17 protein-coding genes are annotated in these 20,280 nt (G+C 65.0%); 13 read left to right on the top strand and 4 right to left on the bottom strand.

Annotated features, from left to right (window positions below; all coding sequences use genetic code 11):
- Window positions 1-190: 190 nt before the first annotated feature.
- Complete coding sequence (locus tag ACVOKO_RS03295; protein ID WP_346497245.1) at window positions 191-565, bottom strand: YciI family protein; 375 nt, start codon at window positions 563-565, stop codon at window positions 191-193.
- Between the two features lie 164 nt (window positions 566-729).
- On the opposite strand from ACVOKO_RS03295, the gene ACVOKO_RS03300 reads away from it, so the two are divergent.
- The 10 genes from ACVOKO_RS03300 to ACVOKO_RS03345 all read left to right on the top strand — a co-directional run bounded on the left by ACVOKO_RS03300 (window position 730) and on the right by ACVOKO_RS03345 (window position 10,786).
- A complete protein-coding gene (locus ACVOKO_RS03300) occupies window positions 730-1,161 on the top strand; it encodes a YciI family protein (RefSeq protein WP_346497247.1) in 432 nt (143 codons plus the stop codon).
- A gap of 30 nt (window positions 1,162-1,191) precedes the next feature.
- Window positions 1,192-1,632, top strand: a complete 441-nt coding sequence (locus ACVOKO_RS03305) for a VOC family protein (RefSeq protein ID WP_346497249.1) — start codon at window positions 1,192-1,194, stop codon at window positions 1,630-1,632.
- Window positions 1,629-2,036: a VOC family protein gene (locus ACVOKO_RS03310; protein WP_346497251.1), complete on the top strand. Its 408-nt coding sequence runs from the start codon at window positions 1,629-1,631 to the stop codon at window positions 2,034-2,036. The genes ACVOKO_RS03305 and ACVOKO_RS03310 overlap by 4 nt, the downstream gene beginning before the upstream one ends.
- Window positions 2,037-2,049: 13 nt before the next feature.
- Entirely contained in the window at window positions 2,050-2,406 is a 357-nt protein-coding gene (locus ACVOKO_RS03315) for a DUF1428 domain-containing protein (protein ID WP_346497253.1), read from the top strand.
- Between the two features lie 222 nt (window positions 2,407-2,628).
- Window positions 2,629-3,879, top strand: coding sequence for an RNA polymerase sigma factor (locus ACVOKO_RS03320; RefSeq protein ID WP_346497255.1), 1,251 nt, complete (start codon window positions 2,629-2,631; stop codon window positions 3,877-3,879).
- Between the two features lie 65 nt (window positions 3,880-3,944).
- Entirely contained in the window at window positions 3,945-5,594 is a 1,650-nt protein-coding gene (locus ACVOKO_RS03325; RefSeq protein ID WP_346497257.1) for a M28 family metallopeptidase, read from the top strand.
- Between the two features lie 237 nt (window positions 5,595-5,831).
- Window positions 5,832-7,805 carry a WD40 repeat domain-containing protein gene (locus ACVOKO_RS03330; protein WP_346497259.1) on the top strand — a complete coding sequence of 658 codons (1,974 nt, stop codon included), beginning with the start codon at window positions 5,832-5,834 and terminating at the stop codon, window positions 7,803-7,805.
- A gap of 499 nt (window positions 7,806-8,304) precedes the next feature.
- On the top strand, window positions 8,305-9,660 hold the full coding sequence (locus ACVOKO_RS03335; protein ID WP_346497261.1) for a histidine kinase: 1,356 nt from the start codon (window positions 8,305-8,307) through the stop codon (window positions 9,658-9,660).
- Entirely contained in the window at window positions 9,650-10,423 is a 774-nt protein-coding gene (locus ACVOKO_RS03340) for a LytR/AlgR family response regulator transcription factor (RefSeq protein ID WP_346497262.1), read from the top strand. Before ACVOKO_RS03335 ends, ACVOKO_RS03340 begins: the two co-directional genes overlap by 11 nt.
- A 27-nt stretch (window positions 10,424-10,450) precedes the next feature.
- Complete coding sequence (locus ACVOKO_RS03345) at window positions 10,451-10,786, top strand: hypothetical protein (RefSeq protein WP_346497264.1); 336 nt, start codon at window positions 10,451-10,453, stop codon at window positions 10,784-10,786.
- A 318-nt stretch (window positions 10,787-11,104) separates the two neighbouring features.
- On the opposite strand, the gene ACVOKO_RS03350 is transcribed toward ACVOKO_RS03345, so the two are convergent.
- Complete coding sequence (locus tag ACVOKO_RS03350; protein ID WP_057629895.1) at window positions 11,105-11,707, bottom strand: hypothetical protein; 603 nt, start codon at window positions 11,705-11,707, stop codon at window positions 11,105-11,107.
- Window positions 11,708-12,038: 331 nt separating this feature from the next.
- Here ACVOKO_RS03350 and ACVOKO_RS03355 point away from each other — a divergent pair, with 331 nt between their 5' ends.
- On the top strand, window positions 12,039-12,965 hold the full coding sequence (locus ACVOKO_RS03355) for an oxygenase MpaB family protein (RefSeq protein WP_346497267.1): 927 nt from the start codon (window positions 12,039-12,041) through the stop codon (window positions 12,963-12,965).
- Between the two features lie 96 nt (window positions 12,966-13,061).
- On the opposite strand, the gene ACVOKO_RS03360 is transcribed toward ACVOKO_RS03355, so the two are convergent.
- Window positions 13,062-15,164 carry a M13 family metallopeptidase gene (locus tag ACVOKO_RS03360; protein ID WP_346497269.1) on the bottom strand — a complete coding sequence of 701 codons (2,103 nt, stop codon included), beginning with the start codon at window positions 15,162-15,164 and terminating at the stop codon, window positions 13,062-13,064.
- Window positions 15,165-15,485: 321 nt separating this feature from the next.
- On the opposite strand from ACVOKO_RS03360, the gene ACVOKO_RS03365 reads away from it, so the two are divergent.
- Window positions 15,486-18,431 carry a bifunctional diguanylate cyclase/phosphodiesterase gene (locus ACVOKO_RS03365; RefSeq protein WP_346497271.1) on the top strand — a complete coding sequence of 982 codons (2,946 nt, stop codon included), beginning with the start codon at window positions 15,486-15,488 and terminating at the stop codon, window positions 18,429-18,431.
- Here ACVOKO_RS03365 and ACVOKO_RS03370 read toward each other — a convergent pair.
- Window positions 18,423-19,325 carry a LysR family transcriptional regulator gene (locus ACVOKO_RS03370; protein WP_346497273.1) on the bottom strand — a complete coding sequence of 301 codons (903 nt, stop codon included), beginning with the start codon at window positions 19,323-19,325 and terminating at the stop codon, window positions 18,423-18,425. The two genes, ACVOKO_RS03365 and ACVOKO_RS03370, sit on opposite strands and share 9 nt — an antisense overlap.
- A 97-nt stretch (window positions 19,326-19,422) precedes the next feature.
- Here ACVOKO_RS03370 and ACVOKO_RS03375 point away from each other — a divergent pair, with 97 nt between their 5' ends.
- Window positions 19,423-20,217 carry a DODA-type extradiol aromatic ring-opening family dioxygenase gene (locus ACVOKO_RS03375; RefSeq protein ID WP_346497275.1) on the top strand — a complete coding sequence of 265 codons (795 nt, stop codon included), beginning with the start codon at window positions 19,423-19,425 and terminating at the stop codon, window positions 20,215-20,217.
- Window positions 20,218-20,280: the final 63 nt, after the last annotated feature.

Consider the following 20,280-nt stretch of genomic DNA (forward strand, 5'->3'; position numbering starts at 1 on the left):
TTCGCAGCTCTCGCTTGCTCGCATCGCCGTTGCGCTGAGGCCCGGTGGTGTTTGGGGCACAAAAAAACCCGGCAAGTGCCGGGTTCGGAGGAGGCATGAACATGTGTGGGGAATCAGTGCGGACAGCGTGCTCGACCTGCCTGCCGCGGCCCTCGTGATCGGCCGTCAAGGCCTTGCTGGCCCATCGTGATCACGCCCCAACCCGCGCCCGCTCAACGGCCATGTCAGCCACCGCCCGTACCTCGATGCTGCCGTAAGCCGCCCATGGGAACTGTCTGGCGATACGCATCGCCTCATCCGCATCAGCGGCCTCGATCAGATTGAAGCCGGCCAGGATTTCGCGGGTTTCGGCGAAGGGGCCGTCGGTGACCTTGCTCTGACCCTGGCGGCTGCGCAGGGTCTGGGCGCTGTCCGCTGGCTGCAGCCGTTGGGACATCAACAGGGTGCCCTTGGCCTGCAGTGCGTCGGCGTGTTGGATGCAGCCACGCATCAGGACGTCGTACTCGTCGGCGGGCAGGGCTTGCCGCAGTTGCGGGTCGATGTAGATCAACAGCAGGAATTTCATGTGCCCAGCCTCTTACGAATAGGGGCACATCATGTCGCATCCAACCTGCTGCGTTGCCGCATGAATTGATTCATAAAAAATCGACGCAGCCGTGTCGAGATTGCCTGTGTTGGTTCGTCGTACCTGTTGTGAAGCGGGCATTCCGCCTGCAACGGAGTACGGCGATGAAAGTGATGGTGTTGGTGAAGGCGACCCCCGAGACCGAAGCCGGGGTCATGCCCACGCAGGAAGAAATCGCGGCGATGGGCGCCTTCAACGAGGAACTGGTCAAGGCCGGCATCATGCTGGCCGGCGAGGGTTTGAAGCCGACTTCGCAGGCGGCGCGGGTGCGCTTTGCAGCCGATGGTCGCAGCGTGATCGACGGCCCGTTTGCTGAAACCCGCGAACTGGTGGCCGGCTTCTGGCTGTGGCAGGTGCGCTCGCTGGACGAGGCCATCGAGTGGCTCAAACGTGCCCCGTTCACGCCTTCCAATGGCAGCGCGGTGGAGGTGGAAATCCGCCCGTTCTTTGAAGCTGAAGATTTCGGCGCGGCCTTCACCCCGGAATTGCAGGCGCAGGAGCAGCGTCTACGCGAGCAGATCGAGCGCAACAACTGAACCCCAACCCCGAGCAGCAGGAGCAGGACAATGAAATTGATTCCGTTTTTGGGCTTCAACGGCCAGACCCACGAAGCGATGGCGTTCTACGCCAAGGTGCTGGGCGGTAGCGTGGTGGCGGAAACGAGTTATCGCGATATGCCGATGACCGACGAGATGAAAGGCTGCGGTGACATGCCGGTGGAAACCCTGGATTGGGTAGCCCATAGCCAACTGGAAGCCAAGGGCGCGGTATTGATGGCCGCTGACAGCCCGCAAGGCGCCGGCCCCAGTGCCACCACCATCAACATCGACGTGGACAGCATCGACGAGGCCGAACGCATCTTTGCGGCGCTGGCCGAAGGCGGGCAGGTGCAGATGGCCTTGGGCGAAACCTGCTGGGCGCACCGCTGGGGCATGCTGCTGGACCGCTACGGCAAGCCGTGGATGGTCAACTGCATGAAGCCGATGCCGGCGGAGGGCGGAGCATGAGTAATCCGCAGATGATCTTCGTCAATCTTCCGGTGCGTGATCTGCAGGCGACGCGGACGTTCTTTGCTGCCTTGGGTTACAGCTTCAATCCCCAGTTCAGTGATGACAACGCGGCCTGCATGGTGATCAGCGACAGCATCTTCGTGATGCTGCTGGTGGAACCGTTCTTCCAGACGTTCACCGTGCAACCGCTGAGCGACGCACGCCGCCAGACGGAAGTGATCATCGCGTTGTCGGCCAGCAGCCGTGGAGCGGTCGACGAAATGCTGGAAAAGGTTCTGGCTGCCGGTGGCAGCGAGCCGATGCCGGCGCGCGATTACGGCTTCATGTATCAGCGCGGTTTCGCCGACCTCGATGGTCACCTGTGGGAAGTAGCCCATATGGATGGCGAGCCCGGCCAATAACCAGGAGACGATCATGGCTTACGTGGACGGATATGTGTTGCCGGTACCCAGCGCCAGGCTTGATGACTACAAGCGTATGGCGCGCAAGGCCGGCAAGGTGTGGAAGGAGCACGGTGCGCTGGCTTATGTCGAGGCAGTGGCCGAGGACGTGAAGCCCGGCAAGCGCACCTCGTTTCCGCAGGCGGTGAAGCTCAAGGAGGACGAGGTGGTGGTGTTCGCGTACGTTTTGTTCCGCTCGCGCGCGCATCGCGACAAGGTCAATGCCAAGGCGATGGCCGATCCGCGGCTGGCAGGCATGAGCCCGAAGGACATGCCGTTCGATGGCAAGCGCATGTTCTGGGGTGGCTTCCAGCCGTTCGTGCAGTTGTGAGCCTTTGCGCTCTTGCCTTCATGTAGCGAAGGAGGCTTTCGCACCCTCCCTTTCGCGTAGCGAAGGGGAGGGTTGGGGAGGGCTTGGCTGTTGCTCCCTTCTGCGCTTCAGCAATGGACGTTCTTGAATCGGATACTTCGCCCGCTTCGCGGCTTACGCCGCTCCTGCAAGAGCGTTGTCCGCACTTGCAGCAGTCGCATCGCGATGCTCTGATCGCTGCCTATGACCGATCCACAACTGCAGCGGCTGCTCGATACCTTATGGCGCATGGAATCGCCACGTCTGGTCGCGCGCCTTGCGCGCATGCTGGGTGACCTCGACAGTGCCGAGGAACTGGCCCAGGACGCATTGCTGGCGGCGTTGGAGCATTGGCCGGAACAAGGCATCCCCGACAATCCCGCCGCCTGGTTGATGGCCACCGCGCAACGGCGTGCCATTGATCGGCTGCGGCAACGGCGCCTGCATGCGCAGCGGCAGGCACAGGTCATCGACGAACAGCAGGACTACGCCATGGGCGCGGAACAGTCCGAGCATCTGGACGACATCGGCGATGACCTGCTGCGGCTGGTGTTCGTCGCCTGCCACCCGGCGCTGCCCGCCGATGCGAGGGTGGCGCTGACGCTGCGTCTGCTGTGCGGCCTGAGCACCCATGAAATCGCCCGCGCCTACCTGCAGCCCGAGCCCACCATCGCCCAGCGCATCGTCCGCGCCAAACGCCTGCTGGCCGAGCGCAAAGTGGCGTTCGAAGTGCCGCGCCGGCAGGAACTGCCGCAGCGGCTGCAGTCGGTGCTGGACGTGGTCTATCTGGTGTTCAACGAAGGCTATGCCGCCAGCAGTGGCGAGGACTGGGTGCGCCCAGCGCTTTGCGAAGAAGCGCTGCGGCTGGGCAGGGTGCTGGTCGGTTTGATGCCAGACACGGTATCGGTACTCGGCTTGCTCGCCTTGATGGAGCTGCAGGCCTCGCGGCTGCGCGCGCGGGTGGCTGCAGATGGCGCGGCGGTGCTGCTGCTGGATCAGGACCGCAGCCGTTGGGACTGGCTGCAGATCGCCCGTGGTCAAGCTGCGTTGACGCAGGCCGTAGCGCTTGGCGGTGCAGACGATGCCTACGTGCTGCAAGCCGGTATCGCCGCCTGCCACGCCCGCGCCCGCCAGGCCGAACAGACCGACTGGCAGGCCATCGCTGCGCTGTACGGTCGCCTGCTGGAGGTGATGCCCTCGCCGGTGGTGGAACTCAATCGCGTTGTGGCGGTGGCGCAGGCGCAGGGTGCGGCGACGGCTTGGTTGTTGCTGCAACACCTGGTCGATGACCCGCAGCTGCAGGGTTACGCGCCGCTGCAGGCGGTGCGCGCCGACCTGCTGGCCCGGCTTGGGCGTGCCGCCGAAGCGCGGCAGGCGTTTGAACAGGCAGCGGCTTTGAGCGGCAATGCGCGTGAGCGCGAGGCCCTGCTGGCCCGCGCGGCAGCCGTGCAATAAGGCACTGCACGCCTTCGCGCGTGGCTGGCTACACTCCGGGGGTTGCCTCACCACTGGAGTACCGCGTGAAACGAGTCGTAATCAGCCTGTTGGCGATGTCCGTGTCCACGGCCTTGATGGCCGCCCCGCCGAAATTTGACGGCGCCCGCATCTCGGCTGACGTCCGGGAGCTTTCCTCCGACGCCTACGAAGGCCGCTCACCGGCGACCGCGGGTGAGGAAAAGACCATTGCCTTCCTGAGCAGGCAGTTTGCCGATGCTGGCATGCAGCCCGGTGGCGACCTGAAGGACGGCCAGCGCCTGTGGACCCAGGCCGTGCCGTTGCTCAAGGGCGACATCGTCGGCAAGCCGGCGCTGTCGTTGAGCAGCCAGGGCAAACCGCAGGCGCTGACACAGGGCCAGGAAATCGCCGTGCGTGCGGCGATGAACGGTGTCAGCCAGGTCGATATCCGCAACGCGCCGCTGGTGTTCCTGGGCTATGGCGTCAAGGCGCCAGAGCGCAACTGGGATGACTTCAAGGGCGTGGACCTGAAGGGCAAGATCGCCGTGGTGCTGATCAACGACCCGGATTTCGAGTCCGGCGCCGGTGATTTCGACGGCAAGGGCATGACCTATTACGGCCGTTGGACCTACAAGTTCGAAGAGGGCGCGCGCCAGGGCGCCGCCGGCGTGCTGATCGTGCATGAAACCGCACCGGCATCCTATGGCTGGGCGACGGTGGCCGGTTCCAATACCAACACCATGTTCGACGTGGTCCGGCAGAACCCGGCCGAGGCGCACCCGGCGCTGGAAGGCTGGATCCAGCGTGATCTGGCAGTGGACCTGTTCAAGCGCGCCGGCCTGGATTTCGAAGCGCTGAAGAAGCAGGCGCAGTCGCGCGACTTCCAGCCGGTGGAATTGAAGGGTGAGACCTTCTCGGCCAACTACCAGGTCAAGAACGAGGTGATCACCTCGCACAACGTGGTCGCGCGGCTGGAAGGCAGCACGCACCCGGACGAGACCCTGATCTATTCCGGCCACTGGGACCACATCGGTGTTGGCGAGCCGGACGCACGTGGCGACCGTATTTTCAACGGCGCGATGGACAATGCCTCGGGCACCGCGGCACTGGTTGAACTTGCCCGTGGTTTTGCTTCGCAGCCCAAGCCGCAGCGTTCGGTGGTGTTCCTGGCGGTAACCGCCGAGGAGAAAGGCTTGTTGGGCTCGGAGTACTACGCCAACAACCCGCTGTATCCGCTGGCCAAGACCGTGGCGGTGATCAACATGGATGGCATGTCGCCGTACAGCCCGTCGCGTGATTTCGGCATCTACGGCACGGCCAAGGTGGAATTGCTGGACCAGCTCAAGGACGTAGCCAAGGCATGGGATATCCGCTACACCCCGGACACCAAGCCGGAGGCCGGTCTGTTCTTCCGCTCCGATCACTTCCCGTTCGCCAAGCGCGGCGTGCCGGCGCTGTCGTACGGGGCAGGGCAGGACTGGATCGACGGTGGCGTGGCCGCTGGCAAGAAGGCCTCCGACGAGTACACCGCCAAGCGCTACCACCAGCAGGGCGATGAATGGCAGGCCGACTGGACCTTCGCCGGCGCCGCCCGCGATCTGGAAGTGCTGTACACGCTCGGCGAGAAGCTGGCCAACTCGCGCGACTGGCCGAACTGGAGCCCGGAAGAAAGCTTCCGCGCGGTCCGCGATGCGAGTGCCGCAGAGCGTAAATAAGGCGTGACGCAATAGCGCTTGAAGCCCCTCTCCTGCGGGAGAGGGGTTGGGGTGAGGGCAGCTTTGAAGCTTCAAAGTGAAAAGCACCCCTCCCCAACCCTCCCCTTCGCACGATGTGCGAAAGGGAGGGAGCATGAAGCCCCTCTCCTGCGGGAGAGGGGTTGGGGTGAGGGCCGCAGCTGCACAGCGCTCAAAGCTCGTCCCGACCCTCGTTCGCCGCACCACCAAGGAAGACCCATGACAAACACCAGCGCATGCCGCGCAATCCTCTGCCTGGCCTGCACGATTTTCCCGCTGCTGGCACTCGCCTCACCATTGCCGCCGAACTGGCAGATGCTGCCCAGCAATCAGCAGCAGCCGGAGAAAGGCCTGCCTGCCGCGCTGCAGGCGCCGCTGTTGGCAAAGAACCAACGTCCGCTGGGACAGGTGGAACTGGTGGTGTCCCTGCCGTTCGAGCAAGTACTGCCGGTGGTGCAGGCCAGCCTCGCACCGCTGGGCACCTTCAACGCGCCGGTGCAGCGCACCCGCGTGGCCTATATGGACCACGGTTGGGGCAATGTATTGATCGCCCGCCGTCCCGAATTGAAGGCTGAATTCATCCGTCGCTATCGCATGCCTGCGCTGCGCACAGCGGTGGAGCAGGGCGCACTGCTGGCCGAAGAGTTGCCGCTGCGCGAACAGCGCCTGCAGCACGACCCAACGGTGGATGCGCTGAGCGACAAGCTGGCCGAGCTGCAGGTTGACTTCGCCAGCTGGCAGGCCAGCGCCGAACACAGGCATGGTCTGCTAGGGCGCGCGAAAAGCACAATCGAAGTACGCGTCATGCAGGTCGACGAAGCGCTGGGCAAACCTGCTACGGCGATTACCTTGAGCCGCGTCGATGATTGGCCAAACCCGAATGGCGGTGTGATCGATCAGCTGCGCGAGTTCAACGTAATGGGCGGCGGCCCCGCGCCGAGGTTGATGCGTCGCGGTGTGCCGGAGGCTCTGTTCGCGCCCGTGTACGACGCATTGCGCAGGCTGCCCGGCGCGGCATCGCAGATCGGCGTGGGTGCCGGTGATTGGCAGCCACCGTTGGCGGCTGACAGCCGCATCGTCGAGCCGACGCTGACAGCCCCAGGCAGTGCCACCGATGCGGCGAGCGCACAGCGTCTGCTCAAGACGGAAGGCGGCCAGTACTACGACATGCGGCCGCTGGCCGACGGCAGCGTGCTGCTGCTCAGCGGCCATCCCGATGCCTTGTGGCGTTGGGCACCGGGCATGGGCAATACGCCCCAGCGTCTGTGGCAGGCCGAGGGGGATGCCGGTCGCGCCGCTTTGAGCACCGACCTGCAGGGACGCAATGCGTGGCTGGCCGTGCAGCGCCAAGTGGTCACGTATGCCGTTGGCCAGGCCGCAGCGACATCGCACCCCGTGCAATGGGCGGCGAACGTACGCCAGCCGATCAGCGGTGGCTGGAACTGGCTGGCGGATGCGCAGGGGCGTCCCGTGCCCTACGACCATGCGCTGGACGGACGCAATCCCATCCGCGAGGTGTTGCGGGTGCTGCAACTGCAGGCGGCACCGCCTGCCGAGGGCGCGGCCTGGATCTACGCACAGCGCTTCGACGCGCCGCGGCAAGGCGTGCTGGCAGGCTATCCGGGCAACACCCGGATCAAGCCGGTGCGTTGGGACGGTCCGGGGCAGGGCTTCTGGGTCGAGGACCCGGCCGGTTTGACCGAACTGGAGGCTGCGAGCGGGCGGGTCAGTCGCGTGTTGTCGCTGCCACGTCGCTTTGGCAAGGCCGATGGCAATGACGATGCGGGCATGGCGCAATGGGTGCCGGCGCCGTTGGGTTCTGCGGCCGGTGGCTGGATCGCGGTGGGTTTCGTGCTGATGGAAGGTGAACGTCGCAATCCGGGCATGCACGTGATCGACGTGGCCAACGGCAAGCTGAAACATTCGCTGGTATTGCCGGGGCTGAATTCCTTGAACGCCGCTGCGGCGTCGGCCGACGGCCGATTGCTGGCCTTGGGCAGCAACGACGGCAGCACCCCGGTACTGACGATATGGAACCTGGACAGCGGCAAGTCGCTCAGCTTGAACCCCAGCCGCTCGGCCTGCTGGGACTTGCGCCAGTTGCAGTGGGCGCCGCAGGGCGATGCCCTGCTTGGCCTGTGCGGCGACGGGGTCGCGCGCTGGTCGCTACCCACCGATTGGCACGCCCGGTAGTGCCGAGCCATGCTCGGCAGGGCTTTACCGGCAAAAGCCAACCCCTCCCCAACCCGTCCGGCCCGAAGGCACAGCCTTCGGTCGTTCATCAGGCCGCGCGCCAGTGGCGCGCAAGCAGGCCTTCTTCACCCCCTTCGCCTGCGGCGAAAGGGAGGGAGCAAAGCGGTAGTGCCGAGCCATGCTCGGCAGGGGCTTTACCGGCAAAAGCCAACCCCCGGGGTTGTTGGCTCCCCCCGGGTGCGCTGCGCTTACCCGGGCTACCAGCGGGCTGAGGTTGTGGGAGCGGCGTGAGCCGCGAAGCTGACGCCAATGAAACGCTGGACAAGGCCGTCTCCGGATACTCCACCTGCTTTGCGGCTCACGCCGCTCCCACAAGACCTCCTGCACTCCATCGCGGCCAATCCGGGTCTGGTCGCGCTTTTTGCGGGTTTCGTCGCAGGCCGTTTGCGGCCTTGCCGGGGATGCCTATGCTCACCCCCAATCCCTATGGTGATTGATCATGTTCGCCAGCCTCTTTCTAGGTTTCCGCATCCTCGCCGCCTGGGCGCTGACCATCCTGGTTGCCGCCTTCCTGTGGAGCGGCCTGTTCAGCGGCATGGACCAGTCGCCGGGCTGGATCTTCGGCCTGGCTGCCATGGCCTTGATGGTGTTCGCGCTGACCGCCGTGGTCGGCCATATCCGCCGGGTCGCCCTGATCGCCGACCGGCTCGACTCGCAGACCCTGGCCAACCGCCATCGCCGCCAGGTCGAGTTGCCGCTGGACGCGTCCACCGCGTTTGCACTGCTGGAACAGGTGATCGGGCAGATGCCGCGGATCGAGCAGCTGGAGCGTTCGGTCGGTACCCTGCAGTTGCGCGCTACCCAGCGCCGCGCCGATCCCTATGGCGAACGCCCGCCGTCACGCTGGAATCCGATGGCGCGGCTGGCCATCAAGCACAACCAGATCACCGCCCGTGTCATTCCCGGCGCCGATACCAGCAGCGTCACCCTGTTCTTCGAACCCGATGCCGGGGCCTGGGTCGACCTGCTGCTGCTCGATGAAGGCAGCAACTACGAAAACGCAGAAGCCGTCACCCATGCGCTGAGCGGAAAGGTCGCCCAGCAGCGCCGCGAGGAACGCGAACACGCCGCACGCACCGAAGCTGAAAAGGAGCTCAGCGTGGCCCGCCTGAACCTGCTGCATGCGCAGGTGGAGCCGCACTTCCTCTACAACACGCTGGCCAATGCGCAGGTACTGACCCGCAGCGATCCGGCCCGTGCCGAGCAGATGCTGGGCCACTTGATCCAATACCTGCGCAGCTCGCTGCCCGGCATCGACCAATCGGTCTCCACGCTGGGGCAGGAACTGGAACGGGTGCAGGCCTATCTGGAAATCCTGCAGATCCGCATGGGCTCGCGGCTCAACCTGCAGATCGATGTGCCCGAATCGCTGCATGGCGTCAGCCTGCCCTCGATGTCGCTGCAGACGCTGGTCGAGAATGCGATCAAACACGGCCTGGAGCCCAAGACTGGTGGCGGCACGGTATGGATACTGGCGCGCGAACTGGACGGGCAGTTGACCATCACCGTGGCCGACGACGGCCAGGGCATCAGCACTGACAACAGCGGCACCGGCATCGGCCTGAAAAACCTGCGCGAACGCCTGCGCCTGAGCTGTGGCGAACAGGCCACCTTGGCCCTGGTATCCAATTTCCCCAGCGGCATGGCAGCCACCATCAGCCTGCCCAGGCGCGCTGCATCGATGCCTACCGCAGCGGCGGCGCCGCTGCCCAGCACGGCGGCTGGCGCAGCCGCACCTGCACCTGCAGCTGCACCGGCAACGCTGAACATGCCGGAGTTGCCGCATGCACCTTGAAGCCCTCATTGCCGAAGACGAGCCGCTGCTGCGCCAAGCGCTGCTGGCCCAGTTGCAGCGCCTGTGGCCGGAGCTTGAGGTGGTGGCCGAATGCGAGGACGGTGCCGCCGCGCTGGAGGCACTGGAAACGCACAAGCCGGATCTGGCCTTCCTCGACATCCGCATGCCCGGCATCACCGGCCTGGACGTGGCCCGCGCGCTGCAGCAGCTGAGCCCGCAGACCGAAGTGGTATTCGTCACTGCTTACGACCAGTACGCGATCAGCGCGTTTGAACAGGGCGCGGTGGATTACCTGCTCAAGCCGGTCAGCGATGAGCGCTTGCTGGCAACGCGCCAGCGTGTGCTGGCCCGCCGCCAGGCCGGCAGCGCTGACCCGGGTGTGCTGGAACGCCTGTTGCAGCAACTGGCAAGGCAGCCTGCCGCGCCACTGGCCGCGCCACCGTTGGCCTGGATCACCGCCAGCAACGGTCGCGAAACCCGCTTGGTGATGTTGGACGAAGTGCTGTATTTCCGCGCCGACAGCAAATACACCGTGGTGGTCACCGCCGAGGAAGAACTGCTGCTGCGCAGCTCGCTGCGCGAGCTCTCAGCCGCTCTGGACGCCAACCACTTCCGCCAGATCCACCGCGCCACCATCGTCAACATGAAAGCGGTGGCGGCGGTGAGCCGCGAGGACAGTGGTCGCGGCGTGCTGCGGCTCAAGCACCGCAGTGAGACGCTGGTGGTCAGCCAACCCTTCATGAGTCTGTTCCGCGGCATGTGATGCCGCGCCGTATGCCGGAGTATTGCCATGCATTACCTGACAGTTTTGATCGGCAGCCTGCTGTCGATGCTGGGCATCCACGAATCTGCGGGGCAGACCTCGATCACCCGCATCAGCGGTGAGCAGAGCCTGCTCAGCCGCACCACGGTGGTGGCCGGGGTCAGCCGTTTCCAATGCCTGCAGAGTGACAGCGGGCGCTGCGGCTACCAGTTGTATCGCGAGCAGTGCAGTCGGGCAGATGGTGGCGCTGGCCAGGTCTGCAGTCGCGAAGCACTACAGGATTTCGTGGTGGTGGTAGGAAGCACGCGGGTAGTGGATGGATTGCCGGCTGGCTTTGCGCAGCAGGTGACCATTCGGCGCTGAGGGCGGCTTTGGGCGCGTGCAGACGCAGCCAAGCCCACTCCCCAGCCGCCGTCCCGCGCCCCGGCCCTTGCATTGACGCAAGAGCGCTTGAGAGACCTCGAACCGGTTTGCAAGCGGCCGCTCCAGCCCCGCAAGGAGATGACTTGAAACTCCGCGAGCGCAAGCTGCGATTGCAACTGCAACTGCAACTGCAGCTGCAGCTGCAGCTGTAGCCCTCTTCCCTTGCGGGAGAGGGGTTGGAAAGAGGGGAGCTTCACCATCCGCAAAAAAAATCGCCGCGACAAAGCGCGGCGATTGCAGCAGGAAATCCCGGCTGGCTCAGAACGCAGGCTGCAGTCGCAAGCCATCATCCCCGATGTGGTTGAGCTTGCCGACCAGTTCCGAATGCTGCCGCATGCGGCCCAGCTCACGCATGATGCGCACGTCTTCATGGCGCAGCTCACGGGTGTTGGTGACGGCCTGCTTGTAGTCCAGTACTTCCGGATAGTGTTTGGCCATCTCCAGCGCTTCGGCCACTTCGTCCACGCTGTCGGCATCGGAGCTGATCCGGGCGCGGCTGTTGAAGGCCTTCATCCAACGCTCGAAGCCGGCGGTGTGGTCGAACATGTTGGCCATGAACCAGATCACGAACAGGATCGACACCCAAGAGCCGAGCACGATCACCACGCGGGTGAAGGTGATATGGAAGTCATCGCGCCACAGGTAGTTGGTGATCAAGCCCAGGATCAGCAGTGACGAGGCCTGCCACAGCACGATCGATGCCATCAACCACTGGCACTTGGCCTTGGCCAGTACCGACACTTCCTCGCGTATCTGCTGATCGCTCAGGTTTTTCCAATGATCAACCTGCTTCTCGAACGGGCTGTTGTACAGCTCGTTGTCTTGCAACAGCAATCCCAAACCTTTGAACAGTGCGATCATGTTGAGCTCCTTGCAGATACTTGCTGGAACGAGCGACGGATGCAGGTTGAAGCGGTCAGGCAGGCTCAGTTCTAGCACTTTCGGCCGGCTTGGCAATGGGGGCCGTGCGAAGAGCCTTCCCGTGATGCCCGCCGTAGCGCTGTAGCAGCGCGAAATTTTTGCGGTGCGTCATGGCCCAGCACGAAGGACGTTTCAACTCCCGTCACATTCCTTGCTGCGGTTGCACATGCCGCACGCCGGGCGGGCGCTGGGCCTTGATGGCGGCTGTACAGCTGCCAGATCGGGGCTCCACGCAAGCCAGCTGCGCAGCCAGACCGGTACGATAGGCGGCATGTCATCCCTGTTCAGTCCCGTTTCCGCCGCCGCCACCGCCCACATCCGCCGCTGGGTGCTGGATGCCTTTCCACGTAACCAGAATGGGGTGGAGTACGACACACCCTTGGGCGACCCGGGCTGGTTTGGCCCGGGCAGCGTCACCTGGCGTATTCATTCCGAATTTCCCGGCATGTTGGCAGGCGGGCTGTGCGCGCTGATGCTGCAGCTGCTGCACCCGCGCGCGCTGGCCGGGGTCTATGACCATTCCAACTTCCGCCAGGATCTGGTCGGGCGGCTGCGCCGCACCACCAGTTTTGTCGCCGGGACCAGTTATGCGCCAGCGACCGAAGTGGAGAAGTTGATTGCCAAGGTGCGGCGTATCCATGCACAGGTGGTGGGCACGCTGCCCGATGGCCGGACCTATGCCGCGGACGATCCGCAGTTGCTGACCTGGGTGCATGTCACTGAAGCCTATGGCTTTCTGGAAGGTTGCCGGCGCTATTGCCGCGAGGTTCCAGCCGCCATTGCCGATCGCTATTACGACGAATACCGGCGTGTGGCCGAGGCCCTGGGCGCGCGCGATGTGCCTGCCAGCGAAGCGCAGGTACGTGAGTACTTCCAGGCGCAGCAGTCGCAGCTGAGCATGGATGCGCGCTCGCGCGAGGTATTGGAGGTGCTGAGCGAGGTGCGCCTGCCGGTGCCCTTGCCGGGCGTGTCGCGCGATGTGTTTCTTGCAGCCGGTGCGGCCTTGTTGCCGGACTGGGCAGTGCAGCTGCTCGGACGCAGCCGTGGCCAGCAGTTGCAGTCGGTGGTGGCAGCGCGGGTGCTGCGCAGCGTGGCGCCGTTGTTCCGGATCGCCTTGAATGACGGTATATCCACCCGCGCCTGCAAGCGGGTAGGGCAGGAGCCTGCAGTGCTGTCTGCGTGGCCAGAGTCGCCGTAGTGCCGAGCCATGCTCGGCAGGGGCGTTACGAGCGAAAAGCGACCCCTCCCCAACCCTCCCCTTGGCCTTCGGCCAAAGGGAGGGAGCGCAAAGCCTTTACCAGACCTTGACCCGCTGCTCAGGTGCCAGATACAGCTTCTGCCCCTGCTTTACGTCGAACGCCGGATACCACGCATCCAGATTGCGCACGGTCAGCGCACGGAACTGGCCCGGCGCATGCACATTGGTCAGCAGCGAATTGCGCAGCGCCTGCTCACGCGCCTTGCTGCGCCAGGCCTGGGCAAAACCGAGGAAGAAGCGCTGGTCCGGGGTGAAGCCCTCCAGCGTCTGCTCCTGCTTGCCCTGCAATGACAGCCGGTACGCGTCATAGGCGGTGCCGAGGCCAGCAACGTCGGCGATGTTCTCGCCCAGGGTCAGGCGGCCGTTGACGTGCACGCCGGGGAACGGTTCGTAGCTGTCGAACTGCATGGCCAACGCATCGCCGGCGGCGTTGAATTTCTTCAGGTCATCGGCCGTCCACCAGTTGTGCAGCTTGCCGGTTTCATCGAACAGTGCACCGGCATTGTCGAAACCATGGCTGATTTCATGGCCGATCACCGCACCAATGGCGCCGTAGTTGATCGCATCGTCCGCCGCACCATCGAAGAACGGCGGCTGCAGGATCGCGGCCGGGAACACCAGGCGGTTTTCCAGCGGCACATTCATCGCATTGATGGTCTGCGGCAGCATCGCCCACTCGCTGTGGTCCACCGGCTGGCCGAGCTTGGCGATGTTGCGCTGGTATTCGAACAACGAGGCACGCTGGGCATTGCCCAGTGCATCGTCGCGCTTCACCTCCAGCGCGCTGTAGTCACGCCACTTGCTCGGGTAGCCCATGTCCACCTTGAGCCCGGCAACCTTGGCCTTGGCGTGTGCCTTGGTTTCCGGTGACATCCATGCCAGCGCGTCGATGCGCTTGGCGAAGGCGGCGATGATGTTCTTGGCCATCTCATCGGCGCGTGCCTTGGTGGCCGCATCGAAGTGGCGCTCGACGTAGATCTTGCCAACCGCCTCGCCAACCGCGCTGTTGGTATCGGCCACCGCGCGCTTCCAGCGGTCGCTCTGCTGCGGGGTGCCGCTCATGGCGGTGCCGTGGAAGGCGAAGTGGGCGTCGGCGAAGGCCTTGGGCAGATACGCTGCTGCCTCATCCAGCGCGTGGAATGCCATGTAATCCTTCCACACATCCAGCGGCTCGCTGGCGACCAGCTTGGACAGGCCGGCTACGGCCTTGGGCTGCCAGACGATGAAGTCCTGCTGCGCACCCAGGTTTGCGCCTTCCAGGAAGGCCTTCCAATCCATGCCCGGTGCTTTGCCGGCCAGGTCGGCCTGCTTCCAGGCGTTGGCGCCCTTCTGCACGTCGTTGGTTTCTTCCTGGGTGGCGTGGGCGCGGGCGATCCTGGTTTCCAGCGCGACGATGCGCTCGGCCTTGGCGGCAGCGTCCTTGTCGCCCGACAACGTCAGCAGCTGGGCGACATAGGCTTCATAGGCTTTGCGCAGCTCGGCCATGCGACCTTCCTGCAGGTAGAAGTCGCGGTCCGGCATGCCCAGCCCGCCCTGCACCAGGTAGGGCGCGTTGCGGTCCGGTTGCAGCAGGTCCACCGACACCCACACGCCGAACAGGTGCGGTGTATAGAAATTGGTGGCATTGAGCAGGTCGACGTCGGCGCGCATGCCGGCGCCCAGTGCCTTGGCCAGCGCCGGCTTGTCGGCGATGCCGGCAATGGCCTGCAACGCCGGCTGCACCGGCGCGGTGCCGCGCGTCTCGATGCCGGCTTCGTCCATGAACGCGGCGTAGTAATCGCCAATCCTGCGCACATCGGCGGCATCGGATTTGCCGGCTTCCTCCATGATGGCGCGCGTGTCGGCCAGGGTTTTCTCGGCGATCACATTGAAGCTGCCATAGTTGGAACGGTCAGCCGGAATCTCGGTGCGCTGCACCCACTGGCCATTGGCAAAGTCAAAGAAGTTGTCGCCGGCGGCGATACTGCGGTCCATGCCGTCGGCATCGAAACCAAAACTGCCCAGCTGCGGTTTGGCTGCGGCGGCCGGCTTGGGTGGTGCGCTGCTGTCAACCGCAGGCGCGCTTGCCTCTTTGCCGCAGCCGCTGAGGGTAAGCACGGCACCGATTGCCAGTACGAGGAAGGAACGTTGCAGGACCATGACGGTATCCGGAGGATGTGTGCGACAAGTCTAGACCTCCAACCCCGTTCATAAAGATATCGATTCTGGCACTTGACGAATGTGCACAAGTACGGGGAATGCGAGAAAATTGGTCACGCACTCTTCACGCCGACGGTGGTTGTGCTGCATGCTTGAGCGAACGCGCTGTAGATGGTGTCTGGGGAGACATCGGCAGCACGGGGTATGTGGTGTTCGCATGCGGCCGGTGCAGGTCCCCACCTGACGGCTCCTAGTTGTAGTGATGCCAGGACCAACATACGTAATGCCAGCTGACCACCTACTGATGCGTTGGACTCACCGGTGACCAGAACGCCGGCTCATCCATTGCGGGTCATGGTCATTGCCGGTGTGGCGGTGGCGTTGCTGCTTGCTGCCGCCCTGATCACGATGCTGTGGAACGACCGTAACAGCCGCCTGGAAGCAGCGCAGCGGCAGTCGATGGCACTGGCCAGTGGCAGCAGCCGCCTGCTGCGAGCACAGCTGGTTACCTGGGAACGCGCGTTGCGCGGCAGCGCCAGTGATTGCCGGGAGTTCTACCGCCAGGTGCCTGATCAGGCACCTGCTTTGTTTGAGGCCAGCTTGCGGGGTGTGCTTGAGCGCAACCAGGATCTGGCCTCGGTGACCTTGGTGGATGATCACGGCACGCCGCTCTCGGCCGGTGTTGGCGATCCCACTTTGCAGAGTTGGGTGCTTGAGGAGAACCGCCTGCTCACCGGTGGCCTGTATCTGGGCGCGCTGGAGCGCATGCCTGACCAGCATTGGGTGCTGCGCGCGGCGCTGCAGGTGCAGCCGGGCCAGTGGCTGTTGACGCGGGTTCGGCTGGGTGCGTTCCAGGACGTGGTCAGCGGCCTGGACCTGGGCCGCGACGGCACTGCCTCGATTGGCAACCGATACGGTCAGTTGCTTGCCCACAGCCGTGACCCGGCCCAGTTGGTTGGCAAGGAGCTGGCACGGCCGATGAAGGTCCTGCAGCCGTCAGCGGAAGTGATCAAGCAGGGGACGGTGATCAGTCCCTACGATGGCCAACGGCGCATCGCGGCGGTCAGCGTGCCGATGGATTACCCCTTGAGCCTGTACGCGTCGCTGTCCTACCAGGAAGTGATGGCAGGCTGGTATCTGCTGCTGTACGCCTCGATCGGCATCTTCCTGTTGTACCTGGCCGGTTTTGCCTATCTGTTGTACCGCGTGGGCCGCAGCACCCGGCACCAGCGCCAGCTCAGCGAAGAGGTGCAGGCCGGCAATGCCGAGCTTGCGCTGGCCCATGAAGTGGGCAAGGTCGGTACCTGGTCCATCCATGGCGCAAGGCCAATCGTGTATTGGTCGGCGCTGACCCAGCAGATGCTGGGCCTGCCCGGGCGCAGCGCGTCGCTGGAAGGATTCCTGGCGCGGGTACACGAGGAAGACCGTGCCTGGTTGAACGACATGCTGTTGCGGGCCTTGGCCGGCAAGGGTGCCTTGAACGCGATGTTCCGCCTGCGCGGTGGCGATGGCTCATTGCGCTGGCTGTCGGCGCGCGGTGAACTGGTCGACGATGTTGGTGACAGCAAACGCCTGGCCGGCGCGGTGGTGGATATCAGCGAACGGGTCAACACCGAGGCGCGCGCACAGGAGGCACAACGCCAGTTCCGGCTGGTGTTTGATCGCAATCCGGCGCCGTTCTGGATCTTCGACCTGGTCACCCTGCGCTTTCTGGAAGTGAACCAGGCCGCGATTGACCAGTACGGCTACAGCCGCGAAGAGTTTCTGGCGATGTCGATCCTGGATATCCGCCCGGCGGTGGAGTGGGACGAGATCCGTCAGAGTGCAGGCCGCGCCTTGAGCGGTGACCTGCTCGGCCTGCAGGTCAGCACCCATCTGCGCAAGGATGGCAGCGCCTTCCTTGTGCAGGGGCACTTCGCCAAGCTGGAATTCGACGGCCGCAATGCCTGCCTGGTGCTGGCCGAAGATGTCAGCCAGCGCCTGCGTTACGAGAACGAGCTGGCCTACCGCGCCAGTCACCATGCCGGTACCGGCCTGTTGACCGTGCGCGCGCTGTCCGAGCGCCTGGATGCCGGCAGCCGTGGCTATACCATCGCCCACGTGCAGCTGCGCGGTCTGCAGATGATCACCGACACCCTGGGGCGCGACGCCGGTGAGGAGGCGCTGCGCGCCGTATCGGTGCGCCTGGGGGGCTTGGCCTCGCGTTACGGTCTGTTGGCACACCAGCCGGCCGAGGATTTCGTACTGGCCATTGAAGGCGAGCGCGATCCGCAGCTGGCACTGGATGCGCTGATGGCGGCGGTGGCCGAACCGATCCGTGGCCGCGATACCTACCACCAGCTGGAAGCGCGCATCGGCGTGGCCAGTTGCCCGCTGGATGGCGAGCTGGCCGAGCAGGTGCTGGGCCGCGCCGCGCAGGCCGCGCATGCCGCGCGCGAAACCGGCGTGGCTCTGCTGAATTTCAACGCAGGCATGGCGGCTCATTACACCGAACGCCTGCAGTTGGCCGGGCGTATCCATATCGCTATTGACCGCGGCGAATTCGTGCTGCACTTCCAGCCCATCATGGATGCCGCCGAAGGCAGCCCGGTGGCGCTGGAGGCCTTGCTGCGCTGGCCACAGCTCGACGGCAGCTTCATTCCGCCGGCCGATTTCATCCAGCTGTGCGAAGACACCGGCCTGATCATCGCGCTTGGCCGTTGGGTCATCCACGCGGCCGCGCGCGCGCAGCAGCAGTTGTCGGCGGCCGGCTGGCAGCACCTGCCAATCGCGGTGAACGTATCGGCGGTGCAGTTGTTCAACAGCGACCTGGTCGGTGAATTCAGCCGTGCCATGCAGGACCACGGCCTGGCCCGTGGCGCGCTGCAGATGGAGCTCACCGAGAGCGTGCTGATGCGTAATCCGACCCAGGCCCTGCAGACGCTTGGGCACCTGCATGCCAACGGCGTGGGCGTGGCGCTGGATGATTTTGGTACCGGCTTCTCCAGCATGTCCTACCTGCAGCATCTGCCACTGGATTCGCTGAAGATCGACCGCGGTTTCGTCACCGATGTGGAAAGCAATCCACGCAACGCCGCCATCTGCCGTGCGCTGCTGTCGCTGGGCCACAGCATGGGCTTGTCGGTGATTGCCGAGGGCGTGGAAACCGAGGGCCAGCGCCGCTGGCTGGCCGCGCACGGTTGTGACCAGGTGCAGGGCTATCTGCTGGGGCGGCCGATGCCGCTGGAGCAGGTCCTGCTGATGCTGGATGAAAGCCGCTCAGCCTGAGCCGGCAGCGCTCGGGTCCAGGCACTCGACCAGATAATCGATGAAGCTGCGCAGCTTGGGCGCCAGGTGGCTGCGGCTGGTATACACCGCATGGATGCCGATGGCCGGGCTTTCCCAATCCGGCAGTACCGGCAGCAGGCGGCCGTCGGCCAGCGCCTGCTCGATGATGAAATCCGGCTGGGCGATGATGCCCATGCCGGCGATGGCGGCCTCACGCAGCACTTCGCCATTGTTGGCGCGCAGGTGGGGCACGAACGGCACAGTGATTTCGCCCTGCGGCCCCAGCAGCTGCCAGCTGTCGCCACCGGCGGAGTAGGTATAGGCCAGGCAATCGTGGGCGGCCAGATCCTCCGGGCTGACGGGCGTGCCGCGCCGGGCCAGATAGGACGGCGCCGCGCACAGGCGGATGCGCACCTGCGCCAGCTGCCGCGCGATCAGGTTGGGTGCCGGGTGCCGGGTGATGCGGATAGCCAGGTCAAAGCCTTCCTCGACCATGTCCACCTGGCGGTCGGACAACTGCAGGTCCAGTTCCACCTGTGGGTAACGGGCGCTGTAGGCCGGCAACAGCGCGCCGAGTCGGGCGATGCCATAGCTGACCGGTGCGTTGATGCGCAGCCGCCCGGACGGTTGCAGCGCCTGCGCGCCTACCGAGGCTTCCAGATCGTCGAATTCGGCCAGCAGCTGGATGCAGCGCTGGTAATAGGCCGCGCCGGTGCTGGTCGGGCTGACCCTGCGCGTGGTGCGGTTGAGCAGGCGCGTGGACAGGCGCTTTTCCAGTGCGGCTACCTGGCGGGTGACGGCGGCGGTGGAGATGTCCAGGGCATCGGCGGCGGCGCTGAAGCCGTTGCGCTCGACCACCGTGACGAACACACGCATGGCATCGATGGTGTCCATTGTTTCCGTTTTTGAAATAAAACGTTGACGTTGAGGTTATTTGTTGCTCGAGCTCCGCGCAATAACCTGTGTGCTCCGCAAATCCCGGGAGCTTTCAATGCGCCGCCCCTTGCCTTCCCTTTATATCTCGCATGGTTCGCCGATGACCGCGCTGCAGCCGGGTTTGGTGGGGCCGCGCCTGGCTGAACTGGCCGCCGGGCTGGAGCGCCCGCGCGCCATCGTCATGGCCTCGGCGCACTGGTTGCAGCGTACGCCGCAGGTGTCGGCGGCGGCGCAGCCGCAGACCATCCATGACTTCGGTGGTTTTCCCGAGGCGCTCTATCAGCTGCACTACCCGGCGCCGGGCGCGCCTGAGCTGGCCCAGGACGTGGCCCAGCGGCTGGCCGCTGCCGGCCTGCAGCCGGGCATCGCCCCTCAGCGCGGGCTCGATCATGGCGCCTGGGTGCCGCTGCGCTACCTGTACCCGCAAGCCGATATTCCGGTGCTGCAGGTGTCCATCCAGCCCTCGCTGGGCCCCACGCATCAGTTTGCGATGGGCCGTGCACTGGCCCCGTTGCGCGAGCAGGGCGTATTGCTGATCGGCTCGGGCAGCATCACCCACAACCTGCACGACTGGCACCACTACGAGGCCGGCAAGGAGGCGCCTTATGTGCGCCCCTTCATCCAATGGGTGGAGCAGAAGCTGCACGCCGATGACCTGCAGGCGATGTTCGATTACCGCCAGCAGGCGCCGTTCGCGATGCAGGCACATCCCACCGATGAGCACCTGTTGCCGCTGTACTTCGCCATGGGCGCGGCCGGCAGTGACCGGCTCGGTGCACAACGGATCGATGCCGGCATTGATATGGGCTTTCTGGCGATGGACATCTATCGCTTCGACGGCGCGGCCTGAAAACTGGTGCTGCGTGCTGCGTGCTGCGTGCTGCGGGTGCAGTGGCAAGGGCACAGCGCACAG

The organism is Stenotrophomonas sp. STEN240 (assembly GCF_056756175.1).